Consider the following 23,729-nt stretch of genomic DNA (forward strand, 5'->3'; position numbering starts at 1 on the left):
TGCATGAATGCAGGTTGCGGACAATGGCTTGCCATTACGACGCAACTTTTTTCATGAAAAATGCCAGCCTGTCTATTCTGAACGAGCGGAAGCCGTTCGTTTAGAAGCTGGCTCCAGCATTTTTCGAGTGGGAGGTCTAACCGCTATAAACCACAACCCGAGGAGGAAACAAAATGGTAAAAAGAAGTAAACGTTATCAGGAAACGTCCAAGCTTATTGACCGTTCTAGATCGTATAGCGATGAAGAAGCTGTTGCTTTGCTAAAAGAAACGGCTAAGGCGAATTTTGATGAAACAGTCGAGGCGGCATTCCGTCTGGGTGTTGACCCCAAAAAAGCTGATCAGCAAATTCGCGGTGCTATGGTGCTGCCGCACGGAACCGGAAAAACACAGCGTGTGCTTGTATTTGCAAAAGGCGATAAAGCAACTGAAGCTAAAAATGCCGGTGCCGATTATGTAGGTGACCAGGATCTTATTAACCAGATTAATCAGGGCTGGTTTGAATTTGACGTTGTTGTGGCTACACCGGATATGATGGCTGAAGTTGGTAAACTGGGTCGTGTTCTGGGACCCAGGGGTCTAATGCCAAACCCTAAGACAGGCACTGTTACGTTTGAAGTCGAAAAAGCCGTTAATGAGATTAAGGCTGGTAAAGTGGAATATCGCGTTGATAAAGCGGCGAATATCCATGTCCCTATTGGCAAGATTTCATTTAATAACGATCAATTAGTTGAGAACTTTGAGGCGGTTGCCGAGACGCTTGTGAAAGTAAAACCGCAAGCTTCAAAAGGCGTTTATATGCGTAATGCCGCTATTACGTCCACCATGGGACCCGGCATTCGAATAGATGTCAGCAGCTACCGGAATAAATAAGTGATTGACTTTTAACAACTGATCTTGTAAACTGATTAGCGTTATCAGTAAATACGTTGTACCGTAGACAGCAGGTGCGGACTCTGCCGCTTAATGTCCTGCCGAGGTTTTATGAGCAAATGATTTGCGCCTGTTAATCATTTGACCAGAAGGCCTCCATGTCTGCATGGAGGCTTATTTAATGGGTACGGTATGATGCATTTCATAGGAGGTGGAAGAATGGCTAACAGCAATATTATCGAACAGAAGAGCCAGCTTGTTGACGCGATTGCTGAAAAGTTCCGTAACAGTCAATCAACAATTCTGGTTGACTACCGCGGCCTTGATGTAGCTGAAGCTGATGAGCTGCGCCGCCAGTTGCGTGAAGCAGGTGTTGAGTTTAAAGTTTACAAAAACTCCATGCTTCGCCGTGCAGCTGATGCTGTTGACTTAGGCGCGTTATCGGATACATTGGTTGGACCTACGGCAGTTGCGTTCAGTAACGACGACGTGGTAGCACCGGCCAAAATCTTAAACAACTTCGCTAAAGAACATCCGGCATTAGAACTTAAAGGTGGTGTCATTGAGCACGAGGTTGCAACACTTGAGCAAATCACTGAATTAGCAGATCTGCCGAATTATGAAGGCATGGTTGCAATGCTGCTCAGTGTATTGCAGGCACCAGTGCGCAACCTTGCTTATGGCGTCCAGGCAGTTGCCGATCAAAAAGAAGAAGAAAGCGCATAAAGCAATGCCCGGTTAAACCGGCATAACAAACTATCTTGAAAATGGAGGAATTATCATGGATAATCAACAGATTATTGATGCAGTTAAAGAAATGTCTGTTCTGGAACTAAATGATTTGGTTAAAGCAATTGAAGAAGAATTCGGTGTATCTGCTGCAGCACCAGTTGCTGCTGCAGGCGGCGCAGCTGATGGTGGTCAGGCTGAAGAAGAGCAAACAGAATTCGATGTTGAACTTCAGGATCCTGGCGATTCCAAGATCAAAGTTGTTAAGGCTGTTCGTGAAGTAACTGGACTTGGCCTTAAAGAAGCTAAGGAAGTCGTCGATAACACACCTAAGGCTGTTAAAGAAGGCACTTCCAAAGATGATGCTGAAGACATCAAAAGCCAGCTTGAAGAAGCCGGAGCTACGATAGAAATTAAGTAATTCCCATAACAAGAGCTCGCCGATTTTTCGGCGGGCTCTAGTCTATTTATCTTCACATTACTTTCAAAGCAGGTGCCTGTATGTCTGATCATTACTTTTCACAACATCCTCACTCCAAAAGTTCACCAAAGAAATGGCACTCAAGGCTGCTGGGCAGTTATTTTACCTTTGAAAGTGATTATGGTGTTTTTTCCAAAAATGAAGTCGATTACGGTTCGCGCTTGTTAGTTGAGCAGTTTGCTGAGCCGGCGATTGCGGGAGACTTTCTCGATCTCGGCTGTGGCTATGGTCCGATTGGCATTGCTGTTGCAGCGCATCATCCGAACAGACATATTTCGCTGTCAGATATTAATGAACGGGCAACTGCGCTTGCGAGGAAAAATGCTGATCACAACCACGTGTCAAATACAGACGTTGTTTTGAGTGACGGGTTTCATAACCTTAATGGACGCGCCTTTGCTGCTATACTGACTAATCCGCCCATTAGAGCTGGCAAGCAAACGGTTCATCAAATGTTTGAAGACAGTCACGATGCTTTGTTAAAAGGCGGATGCCTGTGGGTTGTTATACAAAAGAAGCAGGGAGCGCCATCCGCCCAAAAGAAATTGATAAACATATTCGGAAATGTTACGATAACAGACCGCAGTAAAGGCTATTACATTTTACAGGCGATTAAGTAATTGACCTTAACGATATCTTGTGTTAATATGATTTAATGCTAATATGCCAGTTTATTTGTCAATAGACGATCCTGAATTATTGTATGTATAAATTATCGGTAAACGGAAACAATGATACAATCGACAGAATTACAAACAAGATGAAACACACTTTCTTTATTTTCGGTTTTCCGGTGTGCAGGGCTGCAGTTTTCTCAGTCTGCAGGTTTGTCTAAATACATGTCTAGAGCAGTAGTACGCGTGCGTACTATTGTTATTTTGCATCTATTCCAGTAACTGGTTTCAACGTGGCTGATAGGATCAAGGAAGTATCAGTCAGTTTTCCAAATATAGAAGTCATTTTTCACAGTATGCCTATGTGAATAATCTATGAAAAATGCTTGATTTGAGGGGTGAAGCAGTTGACAGGTCAACTAGTTCAGTATGGACGGCACCGCCAGCGCAGAAGCTATGCACGCATTAGTGAGGTATTGGAACTGCCGAATCTAATTGAAATTCAGACCGCTTCCTATCAGTGGTTTTTGGATGAAGGTTTGCGGGAAATGTTCCACGATATATCACCGATTGAGGATTTTGCGGGCAACTTATCACTGGAGTTTATAGATTACAGCCTTGGTGAGCCTAAATACCCCGTAGCTGAGGCCAAAGAGCGGGATGTTACCTATAATGCGCCGCTGCAAGTGAAAGTCCGTCTGATTAATAATGAAACGGGCGAAGTGAAAGAGCAGGAAGTCTTTATGGGAGATTTTCCGCTGATGACCGATACGGGCACATTTATTATTAATGGCGCAGAACGTGTTGTTGTCTCGCAGCTTGTGCGTTCACCAAGTGTCTATTACAGCGAGAAATTTGATAAAAATGGCAAGCGGGGCGTTGCGGCAACCGTTATTCCGAATCGCGGCGCATGGCTGGAATTTGAAACGGATGCTAAAGATGTTGCCTATGTAAGAATCGATCGTACACGGAAATTACCGGTGACTGTACTGCTGCGTGCGCTCGGTTTTGGAACGGATCAGGAAATCATTGATTTGATTGGCGATAATGAGTACCTGAAAAACACTCTGGAAAAAGACAGTACCGAAACAACGGAAAAAGCTCTGCTGGAAATTTATGAACGGCTGCGTCCGGGTGAACCACCGACCGTGGAAAATGCAAGAAGTCTTCTGATTTCCCGCTTTTTTGATCCGAGACGTTATGATTTGGCACGTGTAGGCCGGTATAAAGTGAATAAAAAACTTGATATTTCCAATCGTCTGCTGAATCAGGTATTGGCAGAACCGCTTGTTGATCCAGAAACGGGTGAGGTTCTGGCACAGAGAGGCGATCGCCTGGAGCGTAAATTGCTGGATAAGATTATTCCGTATCTGGAAGATCAGGACAATATGCTGGGCGAATCATTTGTTGATACAAATCAAGAGGTTCTGGAAGAGCCTGTCCGACTGCAGTCGATTAAGATTATGGACCCATCAGACCCTGATGGTGAAAAAGAACTTGATGTCATCGGAAATGCAAATGTTGATAGGGATGTTAAGCATATAACCCCGGCTGATATCCTATCGTCCGTCAGTTACTTTTTCAATTTGCTGCATCATGTTGGCGGAACTGATGACATTGACCATTTGGGCAACCGGCGTCTGCGTTCAGTCGGAGAGCTGATGCAAAATCAATTCCGTATTGGGCTGTCCCGTATGGAGCGTGTTGTGCGCGAACGGATGTCAATTCAGGATACATCGAGCATCACCCCGCAGAAGCTGATCAATATTCGTCCGGTGATCGCTTCAATTAAGGAATTTTTCGGCAGCTCGCAGCTGTCCCAGTTTATGGACCAGACAAATCCGCTGGGAGAATTGACCCATAAACGGCGTCTGTCCGCTCTCGGGCCTGGCGGTTTGACGCGTGAACGCGCCGGATTTGAAGTTCGTGACGTTCACTACTCGCACTATGGCCGCATGTGTCCAATTGAAACGCCGGAAGGTCCAAACATTGGCCTGATTAACTCGTTATCCAGTTATGCAAAGGTTAATGAATTTGGATTTATTGCGACACCGTATCGCCGCGTTGATCCAGAAACCGGTGAAGTAACAACTCAGACCGATTATCTGACGGCTGATGAGGAAGATAATTATATTGTGGCTCAGGCAAACGCCGAATTGAACGAGGACGGCTCATTTGCCTCAGAAGAAGTGGTTGCACGTTTCCGTGGTGATAATACGGTCGTTCCACGTGAGAAGATTGACTATATGGACGTATCACCAAAGCAAGTCGTTTCAGCTGCTACAGCTTGTGTGCCATTTTTGGAGAATGATGACTCCAATCGTGCTTTGATGGGTGCCAACATGCAGCGGCAGGCAGTTCCTTTAATGGAACCAGAAGCGCCTCTCGTTGGAACAGGCATGGAGTATGTGTCTGGTAAAGACTCTGGTGCCGCGATCATTTGCCAGAATGAAGGCATTGTTGAACATGTGGAATCTAAAGAAGTCCGTGTGCGCCGGATTTCGGAAGTGGATGGCAAAGAAGTTCAGGGTGATCTGGACGTTTACCGTATGCAGAAATATATTCGTTCCAACCAGGGCACCTGTTATAATCAGCGCCCGATTGTCAGCAAAGGTGATCATGTAACCAAAGGCGAAATTCTGGCTGACGGCCCGTCCATGGAAAAAGGGGAGCTGGCACTGGGCCGTAACGCAGTCGTTGGCGTCATGACCTGGGAAGGCTACAATTATGAAGACGCCGTTGTTATGAGTGAACGCTTCGTGAAGGATGACGTCTTTACGTCAATCCATATCGAGGAATATGAATCAGAATCCCGCGATACGAAGCTCGGTCCGGAGGAAATCACCAGAGATATTCCAAATGTTGGTGAAGAAGCTCTGAAGAATCTGGACGAAGACGGTATTATTCGTGTCGGTGCCGAAGTTTCTGATGGTGATATTCTGGTAGGCAAGGTAACACCTAAAGGGGTCACGGAATTATCAGCTGAAGAGCGGCTGCTTCATGCCATTTTTGGCGAAAAAGCCCGGGAAGTGCGCGATACATCCCTGAAAGTGCCGCATGGATCAGGCGGTATTGTGCTTGATGTAAAGACATTCAATCGCGAAGATGGCGATGAATTGTCGCCCGGTGTAAACCAGCTGGTGCGTGTTTATGTTGTTCAGAAACGGAAAATCTCAGAAGGGGATAAGATGGCAGGAAGACACGGCAACAAAGGTGTCATTTCCAAAATCTTACCTGAAGAAGATATGCCTTTCCTGCCTGATGGCACACCAATTGATATGATGCTTAATCCAATGGGTGTTCCGTCACGGATGAACATCGGACAGGTGTTCGAATTGCATCTCGGTATGGCAGCAAGGGAACTTGGACTGCATGTGGCGACGCCTGTCTTTGACGGGGCTAATGAAGATGATCTTCTGGCCACTCTGGATGAGGCCGGTATGGCACAGGATGCTAAAACCCTTCTCTATGACGGACGGACTGGTGAGCCATTTGATAATCGTATCTCTGTTGGCGTCATGTACATGATCAAACTGGCACACATGGTGGACGATAAACTGCACGCCCGTTCAACAGGACCATATTCACTCGTAACGCAGCAGCCACTGGGCGGTAAAGCTCAGTTCGGCGGACAGCGCTTTGGTGAAATGGAGGTCTGGGCACTTGAAGCGTATGGTGCAGCTTATACCCTCCAGGAAATTCTCACCGTTAAGTCAGATGATGTGGTAGGACGTGTCAAAGCCTATGAATCAATCGTCAAAGGTGATAATGTTTCAGAACCAGGCGTACCTGAATCGTTCAAGGTGCTGATTAAAGAATTGCAAAGTCTTGGACTGGACGTCAAGATGCTTGCAAGTGATGAATCGGAAATTGAAATGCAGGAGCTTGAAGAAGAAGAGACACAATCAGCAAGCAAGCTGAATCTGGAAGGTGAAGAAACCTAATTAGACGGATGGCTTGTCTACTGGCTGGCAATAGAGCAGCTGGATTAACAGAACCGGCACATATGCCGGTTCTGTCTGGCTTGATGATCAGACATTAATAAGGGAGGTAGACCCTTGCTGGATGTAAATAAATTTGAGTACATGAAAATCGGCCTGGCTTCTTCAGAAAAGATTCGTTCATGGTCCTACGGTGAGGTTAAAAAACCGGAGACCATTAATTACCGCACGTTAAAACCAGAAAAAGACGGCCTTTTTTGTGAGCGTATATTCGGTCCGACAAAAGACTGGGAATGTCATTGCGGGAAATATAAACGCGTTCGGTACAAAGGTGTTGTCTGTGATCGCTGCGGTGTCGAAGTAACGAAAGCAAAAGTCCGCCGTGAACGAATGGGCCACTTGGAACTTGCGGCACCTATTTCACATATTTGGTACTTCAAAGGTATTCCGAGCCGTATGGGACTTATGCTCGATATGTCGCCACGCGCTTTAGAAGAGGTCATCTATTTTGCAGCTTATATTGTGACCGAGCCCGGCGATACAACGCTGGAAAAGAAACAATTGCTTTCCGAAAAAGAGTTCCGGTCATACTATGAAAAATATGGTAATAGCTTCAAAGCCCAAATGGGAGCGGAAGCCATTCGCAAACTTCTTCAGGATCTTGATATTGAAAAAGAGTCTGAGGCATTAAAAGACGAACTGAAAACAGCACATGGCCAGCGCAGAACACGGGCTATCAAGCGTCTGGAGGTACTGGAAGCGTTCCGGAATTCCGGTAATGATCCAGCGTGGATGGTACTTGATGTACTGCCGGTTATTCCGCCGGAGATCCGTCCGATGATACAACTTGACGGTGGTCGTTTCGCGACATCAGATTTGAATGATCTTTACCGTCGTGTGATTAACCGGAATAATCGTCTGAAACGTCTTTTGGATCTGGGTGCTCCGAGCATCATCGTTCAAAACGAAAAACGGATGCTTCAGGAGTCAGTCGATGCATTGATTGACAATGGCCGGCGCGGTCGTCCGGTTACAGGTCCTGGAAACCGTCCGCTGAAATCTCTGTCCCATATGCTTAAAGGGAAACAGGGCCGTTTCCGGCAGAATCTGCTCGGTAAGCGTGTTGACTATTCCGGACGTTCAGTTATTGCAGTTGGCCCAACTCTGAAAATGTACCAATGCGGCCTGCCGCGTGAAATGGCACTGGAATTGTTCAAGCCGTTTATTATGAAAGAACTTGTTGCGCAAGGTTATTCCCATAATATTAAATCGGCTAAGCGAAAAATTGAGCGTGTCCATCCAGAAGTATGGGATGTTCTTGAGGAAGTTATCCGGGAGCATCCGGTCATGCTGAACCGGGCGCCAACATTGCACCGTCTAGGTATCCAGGCATTTGAACCGGTACTCACAGAAGGGCGTGCGATACGTTTGCACCCGCTTGTCTGTCCAGCATACAATGCCGATTTTGACGGTGACCAGATGGCTGTTCACGTACCGCTTTCAGCTGAAGCACAAGCCGAGGCACGTGTTCTTATGCTCAGCGCACAGAACATCCTTAATCCGAAAGATGGCGAGCCGGTTGTTACACCATCACAAGATATGGTGCTGGGCAATTATTACTTGACTATGGAAAGGCCTGGTGCCATTGGCGAGGGCAGCACGTTCAAAGATATAGATGAGGCCATGATTGCTTATCAAAGCGGTTATGTTCATTTGCATACGCGTGTTGCGGTTAAAGCATCCAGTTTAAATAAACGTTCCTTCACAGAAGAGCAGCAGAGGAAACTGCTTTTGACAACGGTTGGCAAGCTGATTTTCAACGGAATTCTGCCAGACTCATTCCCGTATCTGAATGAACCGACGGCTGAAAATCTGGAAAATGCCATACCGGATAACTACTTTGTTGAACCAACAACAGATATCAAAGCGGAATTGAAGCAGCGCGATCTTGTTACGCCATTTAAGAAAGGCATCATGGGTGATATTATCGCTGAGGTCTTCAAGCAGCTAAAAATCAGTGAAACATCTAAAATGCTGGACCGTATGAAAGATCTCGGCTTCAGTTACTCAACAAAGGCTGGTATAACTGTTGGTGTTTCGGATGTTGTTGATTTGGATGAGAAGCAAGAGATTCTGGACGATGCGCAGGGTAAGGTTGATAAAGTGCAGAAACAGTTCAGACGCGGACTCATCACAGACAGCGAGCGTTATGACCGCGTTATATCGATCTGGTCAAGTGCCAAAGATGATATTCAGGATCGTCTTATGGGTTCACTTGATACGCAGAACCCAATCTTTATGATGAGTGACTCCGGTGCTCGTGGTAATGCTTCGAACTTTACACAGCTTGCCGGCATGCGTGGCCTGATGGCTAACCCATCTGGTGAAATCATGGAACTGCCGATTACGTCCAACTTCCGTGAAGGTCTGACTGTGCTGGAGTACTTTATCTCAACACACGGCGCCCGTAAAGGTCTTGCGGATACTGCCCTGAAAACAGCAGACTCAGGTTATCTGACGCGCCGACTTGTGGACGTTGCCCAGGATGTCATTATTCGTGAAGATGACTGTGGCACTGACCGTGGTTTGAAAGTATCGTCGCTTAAAGATGATACAGAAGTGATTGAACCACTGTTTGATCGCTTACTTGGCCGTACCGCATTTGAAAATGTCTATCATCCGGAAACAGGTGCTGTTATTGTTCCGAAAAATGGTTTGATAACAGAAGATCAGGCCAAACAGATTAATGAAGCAGGGGTCGAAGAAGTTATTATTCGCTCCGCATTCACCTGCAATTCGAAGTATGGCGTCTGCAAGAAATGCTACGGCCGCAACCTGGCAACCGGTGATCAAGTGGAAGTCGGTGAAGCCGTTGGTATTATCGCAGCCCAATCCATTGGTGAGCCGGGTACTCAGCTGACAATGCGCACATTCCATACCGGCGGCGTTGCCGGCGATGACATCACTCAGGGTCTGCCGCGTATTCAGGAGTTGTTTGAAGCCCGTAATCCAAAAGGTCAGGCTGTCATTAGTGAAATTCACGGAACTGTCGAGGACATTAGGGAATTGAAGGATAAACTGGAAGTTGTTGTTCAAGGCGAAGTTGAACAGCGCACATATCCAGTCCCTTATAATGCGCGCATGAAAATTTCAGTTGGCGATGAAATCATTGGCGGACAGGAAATCACAGAAGGCTCTGTGGATCCAAAAGAACTTCTTAAAGTGCAGGGCATCGAAGGCGTGCAACAATATCTGCTTCGTGAAGTGCAAAAAGTTTACCGGATGCAGGGTGTTGAAATTGATGACAAGCACGTAGAAGTTATGGTGCGGCAAATGATGCGCAAGATCCGCATTGTTGAGTCGGGTGATTCAGATGAACTGCCAGGTTCACTTCTGGAAATTCACCAGTTTAGAGATGCAAACGAACCTATATTGCAGGAAAACAAACAGCCTGCGACCGGCCAGCCTGTATTACTTGGTATTACGAAAGCAGCTCTGGAAACAGAATCCTTCTTATCAGCTGCATCATTCCAGGAGACCACGCGTGTTCTCACTGATGCTGCGATTAAAGGTAAACGTGATGAGCTGATGGGACTTAAAGAAAATGTTATACTTGGTAAGCTTGTTCCGGCAGGGACCGGTATCGACCGCTACCGTCAGCTTGAAACGGCAACAGATGAACCGGAAGAAACAACGGAAGAATCGGAAGAACCGGAGGAGTCGGAAACCGTGCAGTAAAGTGGGGAGTTCCCCCACACTGCGTTTCCAGCTTCCGTCTCTGGCCATGACTTAGCTCCCCGGATTAATGGCCGGCTTTGCAGAAACCGGGGTATGTTTTATTAAAGTGTGCTGAGTTAAAAGGACTGACTGGCAAAATAGGACAAGCATTGACGTGAGTATCAAAGCTGGGAGCACTCGGGAAAATGGCGAAAGAATTCTTGACATTATAAAACCGGAATGGTAATATATCCAGGGTGCTTCCGATTATACTTGTTACTTTGGAGGATATGCGCATGTCTTATGAAAAGGTAACCCAATCCCGATCACATTTAATAATCGGAATGAAGGAAACACTTAAAGCCATTAAGCACGACACAATCAGTGAAGTGTTTATTGCTGATGATGCGGACAAAGAGCTAACGCGAGAGGCAGCGCTTTTGGCAGGTGAGTCAGGTATACCCTGTCGTCGCGTTGACTCAAAAAAGAAACTTGGCGCAGCTTGTGGAATTGACGTTGATGCATCAGCAGTGGCGATAAAACAATAAGGTTTTGGCGATGCAGTCGCGAAAGCTTTGTTTTTTAAGCAAAAATGAACCACCTGGATATGTGGTATTATGATAGCCTGTTATGATGGGTGGTCATTGGCTATTGACGAATCAGAAAGGAGGAACTTACAATGCCTACAATTAATCAGCTTGTGCGAAAAGGGCGTGTGAACAAACCGAAAAAATATGACTCCCCTGCATTGAACAGAGGGTATAACAGTCTTAAAAAACGGTTTACAAAGCAAAATTCACCGCAAAAACGCGGGGTTTGCACACGTGTTGGCACATTGGCACCTAAGAAACCAAACTCAGCACTGCGGAAGTATGCACGTGTTCGTTTATCCAACAATATGGAAGTAACGGCTTATATTCCAGGGATTGGACACAATCTGCAGGAGCACAGTGTTGTTCTGTTGCGTGGTGGCCGTGTTAAGGACTTGCCGGGTGTTCGTTATCATATCGTGCGCGGTGCTCTTGATACAGCAGGTGTCGACGGACGCAGAAAAGGCCGTTCCAAATATGGAACTAAGAAACCAAAAGCTGAGAAAAAGTAATTCGTGTCTAAAATTAAGGGAAAGGAGGGGGACATATGCCACGTAAAGGGCCAGTACCGAAACGTGATGTTTTACCCGATCCACTTTACAATTCAAAATTGATAACGCGTTTAATCAATCAGATTATGATTGACGGCAGACGGGGGAAAGCACAAAAAATCCTCTATAAGTCGTTTGAACTCGTTAAGGAACGAAGCGGCCAGGAGGCCATGGATGTCTTTGAGCAAACGATGAAAAACGTTATGCCGGTTCTGGAAGTACGCGCACGCCGCGTCGGCGGATCAAACTACCAGGTGCCAGTGGAAGTGCGCCCTGAACGGCGTCAGGCTTTAGGCTTGCGCTTTATCGTTCATTACGCACGTCTCCGTGGTGAGAAAACGATGGAAGAACGTCTCGCTAATGAAATTATGGATGCTTCCAATAATACTGGAGCAGCTGTAAGACGGCGTGAGGAATTGCATAAGATGGCCGAGGCGAACAAAGCATTCGCACACTATCGCTGGTAGACAAAACCAAATAAAAGTTTTCTTGAGAAAGGAGAAGAATACATGGCCAGAGATTTCTCCTTGGAAAAGACGCGCAACATTGGTATTATGGCGCACATTGATGCAGGCAAAACGACTACCACCGAGCGTATTCTTTTCTATACAGGACGTATCCATAAAATTGGTGAAACCCATGAAGGTGCATCCCAAATGGATTGGATGGAGCAGGAACAGGATCGCGGCATTACCATCACTTCTGCTGCAACCACTGCTCAATGGAAAAACCATCGTATAAATATTATTGATACACCAGGACACGTGGATTTCACTGTTGAAGTTGAGCGTTCGCTGCGTGTGCTCGATGGTGCTGTGACAGTACTTGATGCGCAGTCCGGCGTTGAGCCTCAGACAGAAACAGTATGGCGCCAGGCAACCACATATGGTGTGCCGCGAATTGTTATGGTTAACAAGATGGACAAAGTCGGCGCTGACTTCTTATATTCAAGCGATACGCTTAAAGAACGTCTTGGTGCTAACGCGCACCCTGTCCAGCTTCCGATTGGTGCAGAGGATAACTTTGAGGGTATTATTGACCTGGTTACGATGGAAGCTTATCATTATGAAGATGAGCTTGGAACCCGGGCTGAACCAGGTGAAATCCCTGAAGATTATAAGCAAAAGGCTGAGGAGCTGCATGCTTCATTAATTGAATCTGTAGCAGAAGCTGATGAAGATATTATGATGAAATATCTTGAAGGCGACGACATTTCTGTCGAAGAACTTAAGCAGGCAATCCGCAGAGCGACATTGAATGTTGAATTTTATCCAGTCTATTGCGGTTCAGCCTTTAAAAACAAAGGTGTTCGGCTCGTATTGGATGGTGTCATTGACTACCTGCCGTCGCCAACCGATGTACCGCCGATTGAAGGCATGGTTCCGGATACAGAAGAAGAAACAAGCCGCCCGGCTGATGACAGTGCTCCTTTTTCCGCACTTGCGTTTAAAGTTATGGCAGACCCTTATGTCGGTAAGCTGACATTTTTCCGGGTATATTCCGGCACGCTGGAAGCTGGTTCATATGTCAGAAATCCGCTTAAAGACAAGCGGGAGCGTATTGGACGGATTCTGCAAATGCATGCGAATTCCCGTCAGGAGATCAAGACCGTCCATGCCGGTCAGATTGCTGCCGGCGTCGGTTTGAAAAATACATCGACTGGTGAAACGCTCTGTGATGAGAAAGAGCCCGTTATTCTTGAATCCATGGACTTTCCGGAGCCGGTTATTTCAGTTGCCATTGAGCCTAAGACAAAATCCGACCAGGATAAAATGGGTATGGCACTTGCTAAACTGGCAGAGGAAGATCCGACATTCAAAACAGAGACGGATAATGAAACAGGCCAGACGATCATTTCCGGAATGGGCGAGTTGCACTTGGACGTTATCGTCAACCGCCTGAAAGCGGAATTCAAGGTTGATGCTCAGGTTGGTGCACCACAGGTTGCTTATCGCGAAACGTTCCGGGCAGCTTCCGAGGTTGAAGGTAAATTTATTAAACAATCCGGAGGACGCGGACAATATGGTCACGTTGTTGTTAAATTCGAACCTAATGAAGAAGGCGCAGGTTATGAATTTGTCGACAAAATTGTTGGCGGCACCATTCCGCGTGAATATATTCCATCCGTTGATGAAGGTATTCAGGAAGCATTGGGTAATGGTGTTCTTGCCGGCTATCCGATGATTGATGTTAAGGCAACATTATTCGACGGCAGCTATCACGATGTTGACTCCAACGAGATGGCCTTTAAAATTGCTGGGTCAATGGCTTTGAAAGAAGCCAAAAACAAAAGCCAGCCGGTACTGCTTGAACCTATGATGCAAGTTGACATTGTTATCCCTGAAGAATATATGGGCGATATCATGGGTGATGTAACGGCCCGCCGTGGTCGTGTAGATGGCATGGAACCCCGTGGTCCGGCACAGCTGGTTAAGGCCTTTGTGCCCCTGTCAGAAATGTTTGGCTATGCGACATCTCTAAGATCGAACACACAGGGACGCGGAACGTTCACCATGCACTCTTCTCACTATGAAGAAGTGCCAAAGAGCATTTCTGAAGAAATTATTAAGAAAAATACGGGCGAATAATTGATTTTTTTGGTATTCTAACGTATAACTTTGAGTAAAGGCTGTGGGCAGGCATACTTGTTTACCCCAGTCTGTGAATCAAAGAAAATCAGGGTGAATTTATTAAAGGAGGAACTATATATGTCTAAAGAAAAATTTGACCGCTCCAAAAGCCATGTGAATATTGGAACTATCGGACACGTCGACCATGGTAAAACGACGCTTACTGCAGCTATCACAACAACAATGCATGAAAAATCCGATGAGGTCGAAGCTATGGATTTTGACCAGATCGACCATGCACCAGAAGAAAAAGAGCGTGGTATTACAATTGCTACATCTCACGTTGAGTATGAGACGGAAACACGTCACTATGCACACGTTGACTGCCCCGGCCACGCTGACTATGTTAAAAACATGATCACCGGTGCAGCTCAAATGGATGGTGCCATTCTTGTAGTATCGGCTGCTGACGGCCCAATGCCTCAGACACGTGAGCATATCCTGCTTTCACGTAATGTTGGCGTTCCAGCTATCGTTGTTTTCCTTAACAAAGTGGATATGGTTGACGACGAAGAGCTTTTGGAACTTGTTGAAATGGAAGTCCGCGATCTCCTGAGTGAATATGATTTTCCAGGTGACGATATCCCAGTTATTAAAGGATCTGCTTTGAAGGCTCTTGAAGGTGACGAAGAGTATCAGCAGAAAATTTATGAACTGATGGATGCCATCGATCAATATATCCCAACCCCTGAACGCGACCATGATAAACCATTCATGATGCCTATTGAGGACGTATTCTCCATCACAGGCCGCGGTACAGTAACGACTGGCCGTGTTGAACGCGGAACGGTTAAAGTTGGCGACGACGTTCAAATCATTGGTCTTTCTGAGGAACCGACTAAGACAACGGTTACTGGTGTTGAGATGTTCCGTAAGCTGCTTGATTATGCAGAAGCCGGCGACAACATCGGGGCATTGCTGCGCGGAATTTCGCGTGAACAGGTTGATCGCGGTCAGGTTCTTGCGAAACCAGGTTCTATTACACCGCATACAACGTTTAAAGCAGAAGTTTATGTGCTTTCGAAAGAGGAGGGCGGACGTCATACACCATTCTTTGCTAACTATCGCCCGCAATTCTACTTTCGTACCACGGATGTAACGGGTGTTATTCAGCTCCCTGAGGGTGTTGAAATGGTCATGCCAGGTGATAACGTTCAAATGCATGTTGATTTGATTTCACCAATTGCGATTGAAGATGGCACGCGCTTCTCAATTCGTGAAGGTGGCCGTACAGTTGGTTCTGGCGTTGTAACAGAAATTCAGCAGTAACTGTTTCATAAAATTTAGTCGATCCGGATCTGAAACAGGCAGCCCATACGCTGCCTGTTTTTCCTTGAGTAGAGATTTTGCTGTTTTCTCTTAGAATAGATCCGGTGAATCCCTGTTATTCTGTAAAAAATCAGCTGCAGCCCTTGCAATCACGGGAAATTGTTTGTATAATAATTTAATGTGCAATCTACTAGTCATACTATAAATATTGCATTGGTCACATAACTTTTGTATAATGTTAATGTTGATCAGAAAGCGATGAAGTGGAAGGTTGTTGATACACCCGGCCCCTTTGCCATGGCGGTGTCATCAAGAAATTTTCACGGAGCAGCTCCATTTAAAAATTGAGCGCAAAGGAGGGAAAATAATGGCAAAAGAGAAAATTCGAATTCGGTTAAAAGCGTATGATCATCGCATTTTAGATCAGTCTTCCGAAAAGATTGTAGACACTGCCAAACGTTCGGGTGCCAATGTGTCCGGCCCAATACCTTTGCCGACTGAGAAATCGGTTTTCACGGTATTGCGCAGCCCATTTAAGGACAAAGACTCCCGTGAGCAATTTGAAATGCGCACACATAAACGCTTGATCGATATTGTCAGCCCAACACCACAGACGGTAGACTCACTGATGCGTCTTGACCTGCCATCAGGTGTTGACATTGAAATTAAATTATAATGATTGATAAATATAGGAGGTGTAACGGATGACGAAAGGAATCTTAGGACGCAAAATCGGCATGACACAGCTTTTTTCCGATGAGGGTGAATTAACCCCTGTAACGGTTATCCAGGCTGAACCTAATGTTGTGCTGCAGAAGCGGACTGTTGAGAATGACGGTTACGAAGCTGCGCAGCTCGGTTTTGCTGAGAAAAAAGAATCACGTGCGACTAAAGCGGAAAAAGGCCATGCTGAAAAAGCAAACACGACCCCTAAGCGCTACGTTCGTGAAATCCGTAACGCAGATTCTGATGCCTATGAAGTGGGTCAGGAGATAACGGTTAATACGTTCCAGACCGGAGATTTGATCGATGTAACTGGAACAACGAAAGGGAAAGGGTTCCAGGGTACCATCAAGCGTTTTAATTACAATCGCGGACCCAAAACACACGGATCGCACTTTCACAGAAGTTCGGGTTCGATGGGTGATATGACAGCCATGCATGTGTTTAAAGGTACTAAATTGCCCGGCCAAATGGGTGGAAGAAAAGCGACGGTCCAAAACCTTGAAGTTGTCAGAGTCGATTCGGAACGCAACCTGATCCTGATCAAAGGAAACATTCCAGGTCCGAAAAAATCATTCGTTAAAGTAACGGGTGCTGTTAAAGCTAATTCATAATTATGGATGAAAGGAGGATATGTCATGCCTAAGGTAGCACTATTAAAACAAGATGGCTCACAAGCTGGAGACGTTGAATTAAACGATGCCGTATTTGGCATTGAGCCGAATACACACGTCATGCATGAAGCTGTTGTTATGCAGCGTTCGTCAATGCGTCAGGGCACACATGATGTGAAAAACCGTTCAGAAGTACGCGGCGGAGGAAGCAAGCCATGGCGTCAAAAAGGAACAGGACGTGCACGCCACGGTTCAACCCGTTCACCGATATGGGTCGGCGGCGGAACAGTGTTTGGCCCGACACCACGCAGTTACGGTTTCAAGATGCCGAAGAAAGCGCGTCGCTTAGCGCTTAGATCTGCTCTGTCTTCTAAAGTGCAGGACGATAATGTCGTTGTTTTAGACGATATTGCATTCGACGCACCGAAGACAAAAGAAGCTGTTAAAATGCTTGATGCCTTGAGCGTTGATGACAAGGTATTGATTGTGACAGCTGACAGAGATGCGAATGTTGTCCGGTCAGCAAATAATCTGCCAAACGCTCATGTGATCACGGTAGATGACGTGAATGTTTTAGATTTGCTGTCGTACGATGAACTGATCATCACAAAAGATGCAGCAGAAAAAGCAGGGGAGGTGCTTTCACAATGAAAGAACCGCGCGATATTATAAGACGCCCCGTCGTTACAGAGCATTCTTCCGATCTAATGGCGGAAAAGAAATATACGTTTGTTGTTGATCCTAATGCGAATAAAACGGAAATTAAAGAAGCTGTTGAACTCGTATTCGATGTTGAAGTTAAACGTGTGAACACAGCCAATTTAAGAGGCAAATTTAAGCGCATGGGACGTTATGGCGGTTATCGCCCCGACATTAAAAAGGCTGTCGTACAGCTTTCAGAAGATAGCAAAGAACTGGATTTGTTTGAATAACAAGTATAAAAAGGAGGGATAAAGATGGCGATTAAAAAATTTAAACCGACCTCAAATGGTAAACGTGGTATGTCTGCATCCGACTTTGCAGAAATCACAACGGACTCACCAGAGAAGTCGCTGCTGAGGCCGATTTACAGACGCGGTGGACGTAACAACCAGGGTAAAATGACGATGCGCCATATAGGCGGCGGCCACAAGCGTCAATATCGTCTGATTGACTTTAAACGTGATAAAGACGGCATACCTGGCCGCGTTGCTACGATTGAATATGACCCTAATCGCACAGCTAACATAGCTCTTATCAACTATGCAGATGGTGAGAAACGCTATATTCTGGCTCCAAAAGGCCTGAAAGCAGGTCAGGAAATCAGATCAGGTGAAGATGCCGATATTAAGATGGGAAATGCTAAAAGGCTGAAGAACATTCCTGTTGGCACGATCATCCACAATGTTGAATTGAACCCGGGTCATGGTGCTCAGCTCGTACGCTCAGCAGGTACTAATGCACAGGTTCTTGGACGTGATGGCAAATATACACTTGTTCGTTTAGCATCCGAAGAGGTTCGGCTGATTCTGTCTGAATGCCGTGCAACCATTGGCGAAGTTGGCAACGAACAGCACGAACTGATTCAAGTAGGTAAGGCTGGCCGGACACGCTGGTCAGGACGCCGTTCAGCTGTCCGTGGTACTGTTATGAACCCTAGCGATCACCCGCATGGTGGTGGTGAAGGACGTTCACCAATTGGTCTGAAATCACCAGTATCACCTTGGGGACAACCAACAATGGGTTATAAAACACGTAAACGGAGTAAGCCTTCGAACAAGTATATTGTACGTGAACGTAAACGCAAAAAGTAATGCGATAGCCTGAGTAACGCAAAAATATGTTAATGCGAAGGGAGGTTTACTCATGACTCGCAGCTTGAAAAAAGGACCATTTGCAGATGACCATCTGATGAAAAAGGTTGAAAGCCTGAATGAGACCGATAAAAAGCAAGTCATTAAAACCTGGTCACGCCGTTCAACAATTTTCCCTAATTTTGTTGGCCACAACATTGCTGTTTATGATGGACGGAAACATGTTCCCGTTTATGTAACAGAGGATATGGTCGGCCATAAATTAGGTGAATTTGCCCCTACCCGTACGTTTAAAGGGCATTCAGGTGATGACAGGAAAACAAAACGCTAATGGGAGGAGGCACTCGAAATGAAGGCAAAAGCTGTTGCAAAGTCTGTTCGCATTGCTCCTCGTAAAACGCGTCTTGTGATCGATTCGATTCGAGGAAAGGACGTTGGAGAAGCGATTGCTATTTTGCGTCATACACAGCGCGGCGCATCGCCAGTTGTCGAAAAGGTTGTGAATTCGGCTATCGCTAATGCTGAACATAACTATGAAATGGAGCCGGATAACTTAGTTATTTCGGAAGCATTTGTTGATGAAGGAGCTACGTTGAAACGTTTCCGTCCAAGAGCGCAGGGACGGGCAAGTCAAATTAATAAACGCACCAGTCATGTAACTGTCGTGGTAGCAGAAAAGAAGGAGGGATAGTCATTGGGTCAAAAAATAAATCCTAACGGTCTTCGTGTTGGCGTTATTAAGGAATGGGAATCAAAATGGTACGCCGGCAATGATTATGCAGACTTATTGCATGAAGATATCGAAATCCGAGAATACCTGAATAAGCGTCTAAAAACAGCTGCTGTTTCACATATCGATGTAGAACGTGCAGCCAACCGTGTTAATATCACGATTCATACCGGCAAGCCAGGGATGGTTATCGGTAAAGGCGGTTCTGAAGTCGAGGCTCTGCGGAAATCATTAAATAAGCTGACGGGTAAACGTGTTCACATCAACATTGTGGAAATCAAAAAAGTCGATTTGGATGCCACATTGGTTGCTGAGAATATTGCTCGCCAACTGGAAAACCGCATTTCATTCCGCCGTGCGCAGAAACAATCGATTCAGCGTATCATGCGTTCAGAAGCCAAAGGTGTTAAAACGCAAGTTGCCGGACGTTTAGGCGGTACGGATATTGCCCGTCGGGAAGCTTACAGCGAAGGAACTGTTCCATTGCACACACTTCGTGCTGACATTGATTTTGGTCGTGCAGAAGCCGACACGACGTATGGTAAACTCGGTGTCAAAGTGTGGATCTATCGTGGAGAAGTCCTTCCAACAAAAAATGATGATTAAGGAAGGGGGACATGCATTATGTTAATGCCTAAACGTGTTAAGTATCGTAAAGAGCATCGCGGCCGCATGAAAGGCCGAGCAAAAGGTGGAACTAGCGTCGCATTTGGTGAATACGGCCTGCAGGCTACTGAGGCAGCATGGATTTCCAGCCGCCAAATTGAGGCAGCTCGTATTGCCATGACACGCTATATGAAACGTGGCGGTAAAGTCTGGATTAAAATCTTTCCTGATAAGCCATATACGTCGAAGCCTCTTGAAGTACGCATGGGCTCCGGTAAAGGTGCTCCCGAAGGCTGGGTAGCAGTCGTTAAACCAGGAAAAATCTTGTTTGAAATAGCAGGTGTGGATGAAGAAGTAGCACGCGAAGCGTTACGGCTTGCATCTCATAAGCTGCCAATCCAAACCAAGTTTGTAAAACGCGAGGAAATTGGTGGTGAATCAAATGAAAGCTAATGAAATTCGCGAATTAACCACTGCCGAGATTGAACAAAAAGTCAGATCGTTTAAAGAAGAATTGTTTAATTTACGCTTTCAGCTGGCAACTGGCCAATTAGAGAACACAGCACGAATCCGAGAGGTCAAAAAGTCAATCGCCCGTATGAAAACGGTCGTGCGTGAACGGGAACTAAGCCTTAATTAATAACCTGAGAGGAGGTTATCCAATATGACTGAGAGAAATAATCGTAAAGCCTATACAGGTCGTGTCGTATCGGATAAAGCTGATAAAACCATTACAGTTTTAGTTGAAACGTATGAATTTCATAAGTTGTATGGCAAACGTGTCAGATATTCCAAGAAATTCAAGACACATGATGAAAATAACCAGGCTAAACAAGGGGACGTCGTCAAGATTATGGAAACCCGTCCACTTTCGGCAACGAAACACTTTCGCTTAGTGAGCATCGTTGAAGAGTCGGTTATTATTTAAGTTAAAGTCATTCGGAAGTTATCTGAAGGGAGGTCACACCTTATGATCCAACAGGAAACGAGTTTAAAGATTGCTGATAATTCTGGTGCGCGTGAAGTTAAAACGATTAAAGTTTTGGGCGGATCAGGACGTAAAACTGCCAACATTGGTGATGTCGTAGTCTGCACGGTGAAAAATGCAACACCAGGCGGGGTTGTCAAAAAAAGCGAGATTATAAAGGCTGTTATTGTTCGTACACAGTCCGGTATACGTCGTAAAGACGGATCTTATATTCGCTTTGGTGAGAATGCGGCCGTTGTTGTCCGTGATGATAAAGGTCCAGTAGGTACACGTATTTTCGGACCAGTTGCACGTGAACTGCGTGACAACAAGTTCATGAAAATTGTATCCCTGGCTCCAGAAGTATTGTAACTGAACAATAAAAAAGCCTTGTAGGGAGGTGCGACAGGCATGCATGTAAAAAAAGGCGATAAAGTGAAAGTAATGTCCGGTAAAGACCGTGGCAAAGAGGGTACGATTCTCGAAGCGTTTCCGAAAAGTGAACGTGTTTTAGTCGAAGGCATCAATATGATTAAAAAACATGCCCAACCTTCACAGGATAATCCACAGGGCGGCATTCTTAACCAGGAAGCATCTGTACATGTTTCCAATGTTATGCTGATCGACCCGAAATCCGGTGAACCAACTCGTATTGGAAACGAAATTCGCGACGGAAAGAAAATCCGTATTGCTAAAAAATCCGGAGAAGCAATTGATAAATAACTGCTGTCGAAAGGAGGGCGCTCGTGATGAATGAAATGAAGCAAACCTATCAGGATGACATTCTGCCATCTTTGATGAATAAATTTAATTATGATTCTGTCATGCAGGCACCAAGCATCGAGAAAATCGTTATTAACATGGGTGTCGGTGACGCTGTGCAAAATTCCAAAGCATTGGACAATGCTGTCGAAGAACTTGCACTTATTTCTGGACAGAAACCGGTCGTAACAAAAGCCAGAAGGTCAATTGCCGGATTTCGTCTGCGTAAGGGAATGCCGATCGGGACGAAAGTGACATTGAGAGGTGAGCGGATGTATGATTTTCTGCAAAAACTGATTGGTGTATCACTCCCGCGCGTTCGTGACTTCCGCGGTGTTTCCAAAAAAGGATTCGATGGCCGCGGCAATTACACACTAGGTGTTAAAGAGCAGCTGATTTTCCCAGAAATTAATTACGATAAAATAAGCAAAGTGCGTGGCATGGATATCGTGGTCGTGACTTCAGCAGATACCGATGAAGAAGCGCATGAACTGCTGACACAACTGGGTATGCCTTTCCAGCAATAAACGAGGAGGGAAGAGAATGGCTAGAAAAGCCCTGATCGAGAAACAAAAGAAACCGCAAAAGTTTAAAGTGCAGGAATACAGCCGTTGTAAACGCTGTGGCCGTCCGCATAGTGTTTTGCGTAAATTTAAGTTATGCCGTATTTGTTTCCGTGAACTCGCTCACGAAGGTCAAATTCCTGGTGTCAAAAAAGCAAGCTGGTAAACCCCTATTTGGGAAGGAGGTAATGTAGTAATGGTTATGACAGATCCAATTGCAGATATGCTGACGCGCATTCGTAATGCCAACATGGTATGGCATGAAAAGCTAGAGCTTCCAGCCTCTAAATTGAAGACTGAAATTGCGGCTATCCTGAAACGTGAAGGATTTGTGCGTGATTATGAATTTATTGAAGACAACAAGCAGGGTATTCTGCGGATATTCTTAAAATACAGTAACAATAATGAACGGGTCATCACCGGTATTAAACGCATCAGCAAGCCAGGCTTGCGCGTCTATGCTAAAGCTGATGAAGTACCCCGTGTTCTGAACGGCTTGGGTATTGCTATTGTATCAACATCACATGGTGTTCTTTCTGATAAAGAAGCACGTACACAAGCTGTTGGCGGCGAAGTACTGGCTTATGCCTGGTAATATAATCTGTTAGACTGGAGGTGTATGACATGTCCCGTATCGGTCTGAAACCCTTGGAGATACCCGAGGGTGTTGACGTGAAATTAGATGGAAAGACTGTGACTGTATCAGGTCCGAAAGGCGAATTGACTCGTACTGTTCATCCTGATATGACAGTCACTATGAATGACAATGTTCTAACGGTCCAGCGCCCGGATGACAGTAAGGAACATCGCTCACTGCACGGTTCAACCCGCAGCATGATTGCCAATATGGTAGAGGGCGTCAATAAAGGTTTTGAAAAAGCATTGGAGATTAATGGTGTCGGCTATCGTGCACAAATGCAAGGTGATAAACTGATTGTAACAGCCGGCTATTCACATCCGATTGAAGTGGAGCCAACTGAAGGCATTGATATTGAGGTTCCACAAAATACGCGAATTGTAATCAAAGGCATTGACAAGGAACTGGTTGGAGCTGTCGCTGCCAACATCCGCGCGGTCAGACCACCGGAGCCTTATAAAGGGAAAGGCCTTCGTTATGAAGGTGAGCTAGTAACCCTTAAAGAGGGTAAATCGGCTAAGTAAGGTGAGCTAGGAAGCAGAAAGGAGTGAACCGGATGATCACGAAAGCTGACAGAAATAAAGCACGCCAAAAACGGCATGCTCGTGTTCGCAAGAATGTTTTCGGAACTGAAGAACGGCCGCGTCTGAACGTGTACCGTTCAAATAAACACATTTATGCACAAATCATTAATGATTTTACTGGTCATACAGTAGCAAGTGCTTCTACCGTAGATAATGGATTAAGTCTTGAATCAACAGGTAATGTTGAAGCAGCTAAACAAGTCGGTGAATTGGTTGCAAAACGTGCCCAGGATAAAGGGTATCAAGCGGTTGTATTTGACCGTGGCGGTTACCTCTATCATGGCCGCGTTGAAGCATTGGCCAATGCTGCTCGTGAAGCTGGTCTGGCATTTTAATTGAAGTAAAAGGAGGGACAT

The 23,729-nt window shown here is 45.6% G+C and carries 29 protein-coding genes and 1 other annotated feature; all 29 genes read left to right on the top strand.

Annotated elements, in window-relative coordinates:
- The first annotated feature begins 173 nt into the window (after window positions 1-173).
- Window positions 174-872 carry a 50S ribosomal protein L1 gene (rplA, locus tag ACFQU8_RS05260; RefSeq protein ID WP_382358150.1) on the top strand — a complete coding sequence of 233 codons (699 nt, stop codon included), beginning with the start codon at window positions 174-176 and terminating at the stop codon, window positions 870-872.
- 43 nt (window positions 873-915) lie between these two features.
- Window positions 916-1,061 (top strand) — a sequence feature (ribosomal protein L10 leader region).
- A 30-nt stretch (window positions 1,062-1,091) separates the two neighbouring features.
- Window positions 1,092-1,598: a 50S ribosomal protein L10 gene (gene rplJ / locus ACFQU8_RS05265; RefSeq protein ID WP_382358151.1), complete on the top strand. Its 507-nt coding sequence runs from the start codon at window positions 1,092-1,094 to the stop codon at window positions 1,596-1,598.
- A 55-nt stretch (window positions 1,599-1,653) separates the two neighbouring features.
- Window positions 1,654-2,022, top strand: a complete 369-nt coding sequence (gene rplL / locus ACFQU8_RS05270; protein WP_382358152.1) for a 50S ribosomal protein L7/L12 — start codon at window positions 1,654-1,656, stop codon at window positions 2,020-2,022.
- Between the two features lie 80 nt (window positions 2,023-2,102).
- The gene (locus ACFQU8_RS05275) at window positions 2,103-2,702 is read left to right on the top strand and encodes a class I SAM-dependent methyltransferase (protein WP_382358153.1); all 600 of its coding nucleotides are present in this window, start codon (window positions 2,103-2,105) and stop codon (window positions 2,700-2,702) included.
- 401 nt (window positions 2,703-3,103) lie between these two features.
- Window positions 3,104-6,640 carry a DNA-directed RNA polymerase subunit beta gene (gene rpoB, locus ACFQU8_RS05280; RefSeq protein WP_382358154.1) on the top strand — a complete coding sequence of 1,179 codons (3,537 nt, stop codon included), beginning with the start codon at window positions 3,104-3,106 and terminating at the stop codon, window positions 6,638-6,640.
- A gap of 114 nt (window positions 6,641-6,754) precedes the next feature.
- Complete coding sequence (rpoC, locus tag ACFQU8_RS05285; protein ID WP_382358155.1) at window positions 6,755-10,375, top strand: DNA-directed RNA polymerase subunit beta'; 3,621 nt, start codon at window positions 6,755-6,757, stop codon at window positions 10,373-10,375.
- Between the two features lie 275 nt (window positions 10,376-10,650).
- Window positions 10,651-10,902 (top strand): ribosomal L7Ae/L30e/S12e/Gadd45 family protein, encoded by a 252-nt coding sequence (locus tag ACFQU8_RS05290; RefSeq protein ID WP_382358156.1) that lies wholly within the window; start codon window positions 10,651-10,653, stop codon window positions 10,900-10,902.
- Between the two features lie 131 nt (window positions 10,903-11,033).
- Window positions 11,034-11,456 (top strand): 30S ribosomal protein S12, encoded by a 423-nt coding sequence (gene rpsL / locus ACFQU8_RS05295; protein ID WP_382358157.1) that lies wholly within the window; start codon window positions 11,034-11,036, stop codon window positions 11,454-11,456.
- A gap of 35 nt (window positions 11,457-11,491) precedes the next feature.
- On the top strand, window positions 11,492-11,962 hold the full coding sequence (rpsG, locus tag ACFQU8_RS05300) for a 30S ribosomal protein S7 (RefSeq protein ID WP_382358158.1): 471 nt from the start codon (window positions 11,492-11,494) through the stop codon (window positions 11,960-11,962).
- Between the two features lie 42 nt (window positions 11,963-12,004).
- The gene (gene fusA / locus ACFQU8_RS05305) at window positions 12,005-14,083 is read left to right on the top strand and encodes an elongation factor G (RefSeq protein WP_382358159.1); all 2,079 of its coding nucleotides are present in this window, start codon (window positions 12,005-12,007) and stop codon (window positions 14,081-14,083) included.
- Between the two features lie 120 nt (window positions 14,084-14,203).
- Window positions 14,204-15,394 (top strand): elongation factor Tu, encoded by a 1,191-nt coding sequence (gene tuf / locus ACFQU8_RS05310; RefSeq protein ID WP_382358160.1) that lies wholly within the window; start codon window positions 14,204-14,206, stop codon window positions 15,392-15,394.
- A gap of 367 nt (window positions 15,395-15,761) precedes the next feature.
- On the top strand, window positions 15,762-16,070 hold the full coding sequence (gene rpsJ, locus ACFQU8_RS05315; RefSeq protein WP_382358161.1) for a 30S ribosomal protein S10: 309 nt from the start codon (window positions 15,762-15,764) through the stop codon (window positions 16,068-16,070).
- Window positions 16,071-16,098: 28 nt separating this feature from the next.
- Window positions 16,099-16,731, top strand: coding sequence for a 50S ribosomal protein L3 (rplC, locus tag ACFQU8_RS05320; protein WP_382358162.1), 633 nt, complete (start codon window positions 16,099-16,101; stop codon window positions 16,729-16,731).
- Between the two features lie 24 nt (window positions 16,732-16,755).
- Window positions 16,756-17,382, top strand: a complete 627-nt coding sequence (gene rplD, locus ACFQU8_RS05325; RefSeq protein ID WP_382358163.1) for a 50S ribosomal protein L4 — start codon at window positions 16,756-16,758, stop codon at window positions 17,380-17,382.
- Entirely contained in the window at window positions 17,379-17,663 is a 285-nt protein-coding gene (rplW, locus tag ACFQU8_RS05330; protein ID WP_382358164.1) for a 50S ribosomal protein L23, read from the top strand. Before rplD ends, rplW begins: the two co-directional genes overlap by 4 nt.
- A 24-nt stretch (window positions 17,664-17,687) precedes the next feature.
- On the top strand, window positions 17,688-18,524 hold the full coding sequence (gene rplB / locus ACFQU8_RS05335) for a 50S ribosomal protein L2 (RefSeq protein WP_382358165.1): 837 nt from the start codon (window positions 17,688-17,690) through the stop codon (window positions 18,522-18,524).
- Between the two features lie 52 nt (window positions 18,525-18,576).
- Window positions 18,577-18,855, top strand: a complete 279-nt coding sequence (gene rpsS / locus ACFQU8_RS05340; protein ID WP_382358166.1) for a 30S ribosomal protein S19 — start codon at window positions 18,577-18,579, stop codon at window positions 18,853-18,855.
- Between the two features lie 18 nt (window positions 18,856-18,873).
- The gene (gene rplV / locus ACFQU8_RS05345; protein WP_382358167.1) at window positions 18,874-19,215 is read left to right on the top strand and encodes a 50S ribosomal protein L22; all 342 of its coding nucleotides are present in this window, start codon (window positions 18,874-18,876) and stop codon (window positions 19,213-19,215) included.
- A 3-nt stretch (window positions 19,216-19,218) separates the two neighbouring features.
- Window positions 19,219-19,860: a 30S ribosomal protein S3 gene (rpsC, locus tag ACFQU8_RS05350; RefSeq protein WP_382358168.1), complete on the top strand. Its 642-nt coding sequence runs from the start codon at window positions 19,219-19,221 to the stop codon at window positions 19,858-19,860.
- A gap of 18 nt (window positions 19,861-19,878) precedes the next feature.
- A complete protein-coding gene (gene rplP, locus ACFQU8_RS05355) occupies window positions 19,879-20,313 on the top strand; it encodes a 50S ribosomal protein L16 (protein ID WP_382358169.1) in 435 nt (144 codons plus the stop codon).
- The gene (gene rpmC, locus ACFQU8_RS05360; RefSeq protein WP_382358170.1) at window positions 20,303-20,500 is read left to right on the top strand and encodes a 50S ribosomal protein L29; all 198 of its coding nucleotides are present in this window, start codon (window positions 20,303-20,305) and stop codon (window positions 20,498-20,500) included. Before rplP ends, rpmC begins: the two co-directional genes overlap by 11 nt.
- Window positions 20,501-20,524: 24 nt before the next feature.
- Complete coding sequence (gene rpsQ, locus ACFQU8_RS05365) at window positions 20,525-20,788, top strand: 30S ribosomal protein S17 (protein WP_382358171.1); 264 nt, start codon at window positions 20,525-20,527, stop codon at window positions 20,786-20,788.
- A gap of 42 nt (window positions 20,789-20,830) precedes the next feature.
- Window positions 20,831-21,199, top strand: a complete 369-nt coding sequence (gene rplN, locus ACFQU8_RS05370; protein WP_382358172.1) for a 50S ribosomal protein L14 — start codon at window positions 20,831-20,833, stop codon at window positions 21,197-21,199.
- A 39-nt stretch (window positions 21,200-21,238) separates the two neighbouring features.
- Window positions 21,239-21,550, top strand: coding sequence for a 50S ribosomal protein L24 (gene rplX / locus ACFQU8_RS05375; protein WP_382358173.1), 312 nt, complete (start codon window positions 21,239-21,241; stop codon window positions 21,548-21,550).
- 26 nt (window positions 21,551-21,576) lie between these two features.
- Window positions 21,577-22,116 (top strand): 50S ribosomal protein L5, encoded by a 540-nt coding sequence (gene rplE / locus ACFQU8_RS05380; protein WP_382358174.1) that lies wholly within the window; start codon window positions 21,577-21,579, stop codon window positions 22,114-22,116.
- A gap of 16 nt (window positions 22,117-22,132) precedes the next feature.
- Complete coding sequence (locus ACFQU8_RS05385; protein ID WP_382358175.1) at window positions 22,133-22,318, top strand: type Z 30S ribosomal protein S14; 186 nt, start codon at window positions 22,133-22,135, stop codon at window positions 22,316-22,318.
- Window positions 22,319-22,348: 30 nt separating this feature from the next.
- Window positions 22,349-22,747 (top strand): 30S ribosomal protein S8, encoded by a 399-nt coding sequence (rpsH, locus tag ACFQU8_RS05390; RefSeq protein ID WP_382358176.1) that lies wholly within the window; start codon window positions 22,349-22,351, stop codon window positions 22,745-22,747.
- 29 nt (window positions 22,748-22,776) lie between these two features.
- Window positions 22,777-23,313 (top strand): 50S ribosomal protein L6, encoded by a 537-nt coding sequence (gene rplF / locus ACFQU8_RS05395; RefSeq protein WP_382358177.1) that lies wholly within the window; start codon window positions 22,777-22,779, stop codon window positions 23,311-23,313.
- A gap of 32 nt (window positions 23,314-23,345) precedes the next feature.
- Window positions 23,346-23,708: a 50S ribosomal protein L18 gene (gene rplR / locus ACFQU8_RS05400; protein WP_382358178.1), complete on the top strand. Its 363-nt coding sequence runs from the start codon at window positions 23,346-23,348 to the stop codon at window positions 23,706-23,708.
- Window positions 23,709-23,729: the final 21 nt, after the last annotated feature.

Source organism: Lentibacillus kimchii, from assembly GCF_042666895.1.
Lineage (GTDB): Bacteria > Bacillota > Bacilli > Bacillales > Amphibacillaceae > Lentibacillus > Lentibacillus kimchii.